Origin of the sequence: Pontibacterium sp. (assembly GCF_964228735.1) — a bacterium.
In the GTDB taxonomy this organism is placed as follows: domain Bacteria; phylum Pseudomonadota; class Gammaproteobacteria; order Pseudomonadales; family Balneatricaceae; genus Pontibacterium.
Genome location: NZ_CAXRBQ010000133.1, coordinates 1 through 9,639, shown reverse-complemented (window position 1 = coordinate 9,639; position 9,639 = coordinate 1). Strand labels below are relative to the sequence as shown.

The window sequence follows — 9,639 nt, the reverse complement described above, 5'->3', positions numbered from 1 at the left end:
AAGCCGGTCAAATCGCTGCTCTCTGAGGTTGCGAAGGCTACATGTAATCGATGACAGAACAGGTCAAACCGGCGCGGTGAAAACCTGGCTCAGCCCAAGGTAGTGAATACCGTTAGGTTGATAAGGACGCTGCGCGCGAATGTTCATCAAGGCCAGAAGCTATCACAAGCTTCATAAAACAGGCCGGATATATGGCCGCAACCTGTATCGGACATCGAAGCATGAAGCCATTGCAAGCAGGGAGGAGACCATATATGGGTCGAGCGAAGCGACACCCAACACACAGGTTATCGAAAGATGGGTTTGTTGGGTGTCGCCTATGGCTCGACCTAACCTAAGGGATTGATGTTCTCGCTGGCCATGTTGCCCAATGGCACCAACTAGCTGGACTCATATCGTCCACAAAGCTGGACCTTAACCCCTTGCCCTCTTCTCTCCCAACATACACACCAACCAAAAATAAAAACCGATCGGTCTCCACACAGACCGGCAACGAGGCCACCAACATGATCCGACTGACTGTAAATGGCGAGAGCATGCAGCTCTACAGTGCTAACAACGTACAAGAACTCCTCGACAAACTGCACCTGGGCAACCAGCGCATCGCAGTTGAGGTAAACAGCGAAATCATCCCACGCAGCCTGCACGCAAAAACCCGTGTGCGTGAAGGCGACCGTATCGAAATCGTGCGTGCGATCGGCGGCGGCTGAGTAACTCGGCTCCTCCGCGCCACCCACGTCCAATTCTCCTCTTGAAGTGCAGGAATCAGGTATGACTACAGAGATCTCCACAAACGATCAGCTGATCGTTGCAGGCCGCAGCTTTAACTCCCGTCTGATGGTGGGTACCGGTAAATACAAGGACATGGCCGAAACCAAAGCGGCTATTGAAGCCAGCGGTGCGGAGATCGTCACTGTGGCGCTGCGTCGTACCAACATCGGTCAGAACCCTGACGAACCAAACCTGCTGGACGTGGTGCCACCTGAGAAGTACACCATCCTGCCAAACACCGCGTTCTGCTATACCGCAGAAGAAGCGGTACGCACCTGCCGTCTGGCGCGTGAGCTGTTGGATGGCCACGACCTGGTGAAACTGGAAGTACTGGGTGACGACAAGACCCTCTATCCAAACGTAACCGAAACCCTGGCCGCCGCTGAAACGCTGATCAAAGACGGCTTCAAGGTGATGGTCTACACCAGCGACGACCCGTTGGTTGCGAAACGCCTGGAAGAGATGGGTTGTGTTGCGGTAATGCCGCTGGGCGCACCGATCGGTTCTGGTCTCGGCATCTGCAACCCAAATAACATCAAGATCATTCTGGAAAACGCGAACGTACCGATCATCGTTGATGCGGGCGTGGGTACCCCTTCCGATGCAACACTGGCGATGGAGATGGGCTGTGAAGGCGTACTGATGAACAGTGCGATTGCCCACGCTCAGAACCCAGTGCTGATGGCGCAGGCGATGCGTAAAGCGGTTGAATGTGGTCGTGAAGGTTACCTGGCGGGCCGTATGCCGCGTAAATCCTACGCGACAGCATCTTCGCCTATTGATGGATTGATCGGATCCTAATTTTCCCGCGTAATAGGTTCCGTAGCTCGTCCAAGCTATAAAAGCGCCATGGGTTCGCCCTTGGCGCTTTTTTCATTTGTTAGGCATTGCTTCGCAATGGCTAACCTACACTAGATAGCCCGTAGGTTGGCCATCGCAAAGCGATGCCCAACACCACCTAATACCTTACTTATGTGCCAACGCGGTCTCGGCACAATTGTCTTTGATCTTGTCCGCTTCCTCATCCAGCACGGACTGCGGGAACTGGCTCATAAAGCAGCAACAGATGTTCTCACCGATCATGGTGCGTGGGCCCAGCGGATGTGCAATGTGTCGGTACACACCGTGAGAGTGACCGTGCGAATGATCATGCCAGTGGCTGTGAGAGTGGCCATGATCGTGGCTATGGCTGTGCTCATCTGAATGGTCATGATGATGGTGATGACCGTCTTCAGAATACTCTGCATGATGGTGATGTACATCCACCTCACCTGCCGCCAGACGGCGCTGGAAGGAACTCATCAGGGTTTCAGGTCCCTGCTGGCCGTCCATAATCTCGCGTACACGGATCTCAAACGCGTCGATCACTTTGTCGTGGTCATTCAGGTACGGCGCTTTGATGAACTCCACACCTGGGTTCTCCTCAGCCACCTTATCAACATAACCGTAGATACGTTTGATCAGGCGCCCGGTGAACAGGAAGTAAGGTGCAATCACCACACGCTTGAAGCCCAGCTTCAGCAGCTTCTCCAGCCCCACACCTACGGACGGGTAGGTTACGCCGGAATACACGGTATCGGCCCAGCCAAAGCCCATGTTTTCGTTCACAATACGGGTCAGTTTCGCCGCTTCTGCATTGGCGTGGGTATCGGAAGTACCACGACCAACAACCACCAGCATGGTGTCGTACAGGCTTTCCGGCGGGTTCTTCGGATCCAGCCCCAGTGACTCGTAGATACGCGCCTGGAAGGCATCGATCATCGCCTGGTGCAAGCCCAGCTCACTGCCGTACTCAACCTGGACCCCGTCATTCTTTTCCTGAAAGGTGGTCAGAACCGACGGGATATCGTTCTTGGCATGGGTCGCGGCGAATAGCATGCCCGGTACCGCGTAGATCTGCTCTACGCCCTGCTCGACCAAGCTATTTAAACCCATGTGGATGTTCGGTGCGGAAAACTCCAGGAAGCCGTATTCCACCGGGATATCCGGGAAACGCTTTTTCAAACCCTCGGCAACACGCCCGAATTCACGTTCTGCATCCTTGTCACGGCTACCGTGACCACACACCATAATGCCTTTTTTACTCACTTTATTTCTCTCCAGAATAATTCTGTGTTGGCCAAAGCGTTAGTCCCCACTTTGCTCTGACCAGTAATTCTCAAAAATAAACTCTTCCAGTGGCGTTTCTTCCGTCCACTTTTCCTGCACCAGCATCGGCTGTTCATAGAAGCCATCAACATGGCCAATACAGAGGATTGCCACCGGTTTGCTACCGGCTGGCATCTTTAAAAGATCCGCCAATGCCTGCGGATCAAACAGCGATACCCAGCCCAGACCGATGCCTTCAGCCCGCGCCGCCAGCCACATGTTCTGGATGGCACAGGCAAGTGATGCCAAATCCATCTCAGGCAAGGTACGACGTCCAAAAACATGGGCCTCACGCCCTTCCGGCAAAGCGGCAACAACCACCTCTGCGCAGTCCCTGATTCCTTCAACCTTGAGCTTCAGAAACTGATCACGGCGTTCACCCAAGGCATCTGCCGTTTGCTGTCGCTCAGACTCCACCAGCCCACAGAGCTGGTCCCGCAGACTGCGGTCGGTGATACGCAAGAAGCGCCACGGCTGCATCAGCCCCACACTCGGCGCCTGGTGGGCCACCCGAAACAGACGCTTTAAGATTTCCGGATCCAGCGGTTCTTGTGAGAAGTGACGCATATCACGCCGCTCGGCAATCACCCGATAAATCGCGTCGCGATCTTCCTGGCGGTAGGGTTGGTTGTCTGTAATTCGTCGCTCAGACATGGGCCTCACCTTGATGACTTAATAATTCGATACACCTGTTCGCTGCGCCTTCTAACTGATCGATACCATCCCAGTTATACCGACTGATAATCCCAGTTCGGAGCAGCGCCTTGCGTTCGTTTAACGGAATCAGACGTACTAGAGCGCCTTGTTGGGCCAGAAGGTCCTGAACCTGCGCTGCAATATCGGCATCCAATTGCCAACTGCTAAACAACGATGTCTGAACCACGAGATCTGGCTGCAGCTTATCCATCAACGGTGCTAACAGCTCATTCGTAAATGCTGCATTGAGGCCGATATCCTCGCGTGCGCCCCGCTGCCAATCCAGATCGGTCAGTGCATTGGTCGCCACACCCTGCGCCACTCCGTTTACCTGCCAGATCCCCAGCCTCTGTTGCAGCTGCGCACGCAGCTGATCGGAGGCAAATACAAAACCCAACCGCAATCCTGCCAAACCAAAGAACTTCCCAAAGGAGCGCAACACAATAAGTTTGTCGTTTAACTTGTCGCTCAGAACACTGCTCGCAGGCTGCGTATCGATAAACGCCTCATCTACGATCAAACGACCTTCGCCTTCTAAACGTCCTGCCCAGTCGCACAACTGCTCTTTTGAGAACCGCAAACCGGATGGATTATTGGGGTTGATCACCACCAGATGAAAAGCCCCGCCGTTTCTAAAACGCGTCTCAATCTGAGCAGACGCAGCCTGCTGATCAAAGGCGGGATAGAACGCCAACGGGTTTCCGTTCATTGCCCAGTGATGACGGTGCTCGTCGTATCCCACATCAGGCAAAAGCACCGGGAGCTTCTCAAGACACAACGGCAATGCCTGGATCACCGGTTGCGATCCATTCACCGCTAACCACTGATCTGAGCCGTAGTACCCAGTCACCGCCTCCGCAAATGCCTGTTGCTGATACGGCAACCGCTGGAATACCTCTGGCGCCAGCTCTCCAACGGGGTAACTGTCAGGATTGATCCCGGTCGAGAGGTCCAACCACTGATCCTGAGGCATGTTATAACGCGCGCTGGCGCTGATCAGATCACCGCCGTGCAGAATATGCCCATTCACTGCAGCTGCCCCCCGATCACAATCAACGTGATAACAAATGCCCAGAGCAGTAATGCACGGTTAACCAAACTGCAAGCCGCACGAATAGCTTTTGCACTTGGTTGTTCACCTTGCCCAGGGGCCGGGCCCAGTTGTGGACGCTGTTGTAACTGTCCGTGGTAGATCGCCGCGCCACCCAATGACACATTGATCGCACCTGCACCAGCTGCCATCACCGGCCCCGCATTGGGGCTTTTCCAGGTCGTTGCCTGGGCCTGCCAACAGCGCAGTGCTATGCGGGTTTTACCCACCAGCGCATAACTCAGCGCCGTTAAACGTGCGGGGATGTAGTTGAGCACATCATCAAGACACGCTGCAGCCCAACCGAAACAGAGGAAACGCTCGTTCTTGTAGCCCCACATCGCATCCAAGGTATTGCTCAGGCGATACAAAACCACTCCGGGAATGCCCAGCAGGCAGAACCAGAAGATCGCGGAGAAGATTGCATCCGCGCCATTCTCCAGTATCGATTCGGTGGCAGCGCTGGCAACGGCCGTTTCATCCAGTTCGGATGTATCGCGGCTCACAATCATACCCACCGCATTGCGTGCCGCATCTATATCACTGCCTTCCAATGGCTCAGCAATGGCCAGTGCGTGTTGCAGCAGGCTTTGCCACCCAATAGCCAGATACAACATAAAACCACCGAGCAATATCTCAACAACAGGACCCGTATGCGCCAGTTGCTGTATAACCGTTGCAACAGCTATCCACGGCAAGACGGCCCAGAGCCACGCCAGCACACCGGCAAGCCGGCTCTTTTGACTGCGGTTAAAGCGCTTCTCGATATTTGCCGCTATCGCACCAAACCCCACCAGCGGGTGGAAACGCTTCGGTTCGCCTAATAACCGATCCAGTACGAGCGCGAGCAGTACGGCTGCGACGATACTCAAGCGGATACCTCCAGCGACAGCAATTCGCAGATCCGTTCAAACGGCAGAACTGCCTCTACTTCGTCAGCCAGACGCTCGATCTGCTGCTCACGAAACGCGGTGTAATCAAATTGCTCAACCTTGTCGAGGCCTGCCCATTTCAGAAGATCATCCAACAGCGCCGCTTCATCAAACAGGCCATGGATATAGCTACCGATCACCGTGTCCTCGTCATTGCGTGAACCTTCGGGCATGAGGCTCTGCGCGCCTTCAACCGGGCTGATGTTAAACAAAGGCGAATCCAAAGCAGGCCCTTTGCTCACGCCTGCATGAATCTCGTAACCTTTCACGGCCAATCCCCCCTGGAGTGTTTCACCGCAGACGTTACGCAGGGTTTTATTGCCGGTAAGCGTGGTTTCCATCGCCAACAGACCAAGTCCTTCACTGGATCCCGCCGCCGACTCAACAGCTTCGGGATCGTGAATCCACTCACCCAGCATCTGGTATCCGCCACATACGCCAATCACCTTGCCACCCAGGCGCAAATGACGACGGATCGCGTCTGCCCAACCGCTCTCTTTCAGCCAGGCCAGATCACCCCGCACGTTTTTACTGCCGGGCAACACAATCAGGTCTGCACCGTTAAAATCATTCAGGTCACGCATAAACTCGCAGTCCACCTGAGGGTGCATACGCAACACATCAAAGTCGGTATGGTTGCTGGCGCGTGGGTAGATCGGTACCACCACTTTTAGCTGCTGGTAGGTGTCGTTCTGTTTCTGCTGTTGGTTGATTGCGTCTTCCGCTTCGATATGCAGATTCATCACGTAGGGAATAACCGCCAGGACCGGCACGCCCGTACGTTCTTCCAGCCAATCCAGGCCTGACTCCAACAAAGTTACATCACCGCGAAAACGGTTGATGATAAAACCCTTTACCCGCACTTTTTCCGAATCACTCAACAGTTCGTAGGTCCCGAGCAGGTGCGCAAATACACCACCGCGGTCGATATCCGCCACGATCACTACCGGGCAATCTGCCGCTTCGGCAAAGCCCATATTGGCGATATCGTGTTCGCGCAGATTGATTTCGGCCGGGCTACCCGCCCCTTCTACCAATACCGCCTGATACTTCGCTGCGAGTCGCTCGTGACTGAACAACACCTCTTTCAGCAGCTCTGGCTTGTAGTTGTGGTACTCGGTGGCTTTCATGTTGCCGATCGCCTTGCCGTGCACAATCACCTGGGCGCCGATATCGCTGTTGGGTTTAAGCAGGACCGGATTCATATCCACGCTCGGCGGTAAAAAGCAGGCCTCGGCCTGCACAGCCTGGGCACGGCCAATCTCACCACCGTCGGCGGTTACAGCACTGTTTAACGCCATGTTCTGTGGCTTAAACGGCACTACTGATACCTGCTTGCGCGCCAGGATACGTCCCAGCGCTGTAACCATGATGCTTTTCCCCGCATCAGAGGTGGTGCCCTGAACCATCAGGGTATGCGGATGTTTAAATTCGCTCATCAGTTGATACTCTCCTGCCGCTGGTCAATCTCCAGCAGCAAATCCTGCAATTTACCCGCGTATTCCCCCGGTTCCTGCCACAAGCCACGCTGGGTGGCTTCCATCAGTCGTTCAGCCATCTCTTCCAGTGCATGGGGGTTGTGTTGTTCCAGAAAGGCACGGTTGTCCTGATCAAACAGCAGGGTGTCGGTCACTTTTTCGTATTGGTAATCGGCAATCAGATTGGTGGTGGCATCGTAGGCAAACATGTAATCCACGCTGGCGCTCATCTCGAACGCGCCTTTATACCCGTGTTCGCGCATCGCATTGATCCATTTTGGATTCAGTACACGGGAGCGGATTACCCGGTTCAGCTCCTCCTTCAGGGTACGAATCTTCGGCACCTGAGGATTAGAGTGGTCGCTGTGGTATACCGCTGGTGTTTCACCGCTGAGCACAGTGACGGCGTTGGTCATGCCGCCCTGGAATTGGTAATAGTCGTCGGAATCGAGCAGATCGTGTTCACGGTTGTCCTGGTTCTGCACCACTGCTTCCATCTGGGAAAGCTGGTGCTGAAAGGCATCACGCGCCTCTACGCCATCACCCTTCTGGTTGCCATACGCATATCCGCCCCAGTTGAGGTACGCCTCGGCCAAATCACTACGCTGTTCCCAACAACGTTCGTCGATCAAGCCCTGCAAACCGGCACCGTAGGCCCCCGGTTTGCTGCCAAATACGCGGTAGCTCGCTTCCCGTTGGGCAATCTCTTCACCTAGTCCCTCGGCCATCAACTGTTGCTGACGTGCTTCGATATTCTGACGGATGGTGTTGCCTTCGCCCGGTTCATCCAGCGATGCAATAGCCTGCACAGCGGCATCGTATAGCTTCATTACATTGGGAAAGGCATCGCGGAAGAATCCGGACACACGCAAAGTGACATCTACCCGCGGACGCCCCAGCTGCATAGTGCTGATTACTTCAAAGTCCACCACACGGTTGGAACCCGGCGCCCAGATTGGACGCACACCCATCAGCGCAAAGGCCTGAGCGATATCATCACCGCCTGTACGCATAGTTGCAGTACCCCAAACCGACAATCCCAGTTGGCGTGGGAAGTCACCGTGCTCCTGAAGATGGCGTTCAATCAGCGCCTGTGCAGATCGCTCGCCAATCGCCCAGGCTGCCGGACTCGGAATGGAACGATTATCTACGGAGAAGAAGTTGCGCCCGGTCGGTAGCGTATCCAAACGGCCACGGGTGGGCGCACCACTTGGGCCGGGTTCGACAAAGCGGCCACTAAGACCGTTAAGCAACGACCGGATTTCCAGCTCGACACTCTGCTCCAACGCCTTATGGATTCGGTTTCGAGCGTACTCGAATTGCGAGCGGGACTGCGGGTAATCATCCAACTCTTCCAGATCGCCTTCACCCAGCACATAGCGTTCAACCCATTTCAACGCCAACAACTCCAGGCGTTCTCGGGTGTCTGCTTCACTTCGCCAGAGCTCATCCCTGACAGCCAACAGCAGGTTTGGTTTTGCGCCGGTCCAATCCTCTCTGCCAGCAGCCAATGGATCAAACAGTTCCGAATCAATGCGCAGGTCCAGATCAGCGATCAGATTGTGCAGAATCCCCTGGCTGGCGGGATCGTCACCACGCGGCAGGCGCAGCAGCGCCACCAAAGTGTCAGCAAGTTTTGCATTCTCCGGTAACTCGCCCAGTATATGCAGGCCATGGCGGATCTGTGCTTCTTTGATATCACAGAGGTACGCATCGAGTTCTGCCAGCACTTCATCATCGTCCGCAGTATCACCGGCTAACTCATCCAGCAGATGGGTCTTACGTACCTGTTTCAGGATTTCGTCGCGCAGCCACTGTTCACGTCGGCTGTCCATTCCCAGCGCCTGGTAGTACTCGTCCACCAGCCCTTCCAGCTCAGCCAGTTCACCGTAACTTTCCGCACGGGTCATCGGTGGCATCAGGTGATCGATGATCACCGCCTGCGTACGACGCTTAGCCTGCGCTCCTTCACCCGGATCGTTCACGATAAACGGATAGAAGTGTGGCATCGGTCCCAACGCAATATCCGGCCAACAGCTTTCTGACAGCGCCGTGCCCTTACCCGGTAGCCACTCCAGGTTGCCGTGTTTACCTACGTGGATCACCGCGTCCACCTGATAGCAGTGGCGCAGCCAGAAATAAAATGCCAGGTAGTTGTGCGGTGGGATCAGGTCCGGATCATGGTAGTTAGCCGCCAGGTCGATATTGAATCCACGTGCAGGCTGAATGCCGACAAAGGTCTCGCCCAGACGAATACCGGAGAGCATCAGACGCCCGTTTCGATACTTGATATCCTGCTCAGGCGGACCCCACTGTTCGTAAACTGCTTTCTGACATTCTTCAGGCAACTGACTGAAATAAAACAGATATTCATCCAGAACCATGCTTTGCCAGCACGGTAGCTGGTGAATCGTATTCGGGTTATTTGTAACGGATTCGAGCAGAGCCTCGATCCGCGCCGTACCGGTTTGTGGCAGATCATTGGAATCACCAAGCGGGTAACCAGCCGCAGACAATGCCTTCA

8 protein-coding genes are annotated in these 9,639 nt (G+C 54.9%); 2 read left to right on the top strand and 6 right to left on the bottom strand.

The genetic code is table 11. The features are described 5' to 3' along the window. Positions 1-506 precede the first annotated feature (506 nt). Both thiS and ACEQ15_RS15100 read left to right on the top strand, forming a co-directional pair. Positions 507-710: a sulfur carrier protein ThiS gene (gene thiS / locus ACEQ15_RS15105; protein WP_370280054.1), complete on the top strand. Its 204-nt coding sequence runs from the start codon at positions 507-509 to the stop codon at positions 708-710. 61 nt (positions 711-771) lie between these two features. Continuing rightward, the gene (locus ACEQ15_RS15100; protein ID WP_282351573.1) at positions 772-1,572 is read left to right on the top strand and encodes a thiazole synthase; all 801 of its coding nucleotides are present in this window, start codon (positions 772-774) and stop codon (positions 1,570-1,572) included. Between the two features lie 165 nt (positions 1,573-1,737). On the opposite strand, the gene ACEQ15_RS15095 is transcribed toward ACEQ15_RS15100, so the two are convergent. From ACEQ15_RS15095 to cobN, 6 genes are all read right to left on the bottom strand, one after another. Further along, positions 1,738-2,841, bottom strand: a complete 1,104-nt coding sequence (locus tag ACEQ15_RS15095; RefSeq protein ID WP_370280055.1) for a sirohydrochlorin chelatase — start codon at positions 2,839-2,841, stop codon at positions 1,738-1,740. A 57-nt stretch (positions 2,842-2,898) separates the two neighbouring features. Continuing rightward, positions 2,899-3,573 carry a 5,6-dimethylbenzimidazole synthase gene (gene bluB, locus ACEQ15_RS15090; RefSeq protein WP_370280051.1) on the bottom strand — a complete coding sequence of 225 codons (675 nt, stop codon included), beginning with the start codon at positions 3,571-3,573 and terminating at the stop codon, positions 2,899-2,901. Then, positions 3,566-4,645 carry an aminotransferase class I/II-fold pyridoxal phosphate-dependent enzyme gene (locus ACEQ15_RS15085; RefSeq protein WP_370280050.1) on the bottom strand — a complete coding sequence of 360 codons (1,080 nt, stop codon included), beginning with the start codon at positions 4,643-4,645 and terminating at the stop codon, positions 3,566-3,568. Before ACEQ15_RS15085 ends, bluB begins: the two co-directional genes overlap by 8 nt. Beyond that, entirely contained in the window at positions 4,642-5,577 is a 936-nt protein-coding gene (gene cbiB / locus ACEQ15_RS15080; protein WP_370280049.1) for an adenosylcobinamide-phosphate synthase CbiB, read from the bottom strand. The genes ACEQ15_RS15085 and cbiB overlap by 4 nt, the downstream gene beginning before the upstream one ends. Then, positions 5,574-7,076, bottom strand: coding sequence for a cobyric acid synthase (locus tag ACEQ15_RS15075; RefSeq protein ID WP_370280048.1), 1,503 nt, complete (start codon positions 7,074-7,076; stop codon positions 5,574-5,576). The genes cbiB and ACEQ15_RS15075 overlap by 4 nt, the downstream gene beginning before the upstream one ends. Continuing rightward, the coding region (cobN, locus tag ACEQ15_RS15070) for a cobaltochelatase subunit CobN (protein ID WP_370280047.1) at positions 7,076-9,639 on the bottom strand (2,564 nt) is incomplete at its 5' end. The genes ACEQ15_RS15075 and cobN, both read right to left, overlap by 1 nt.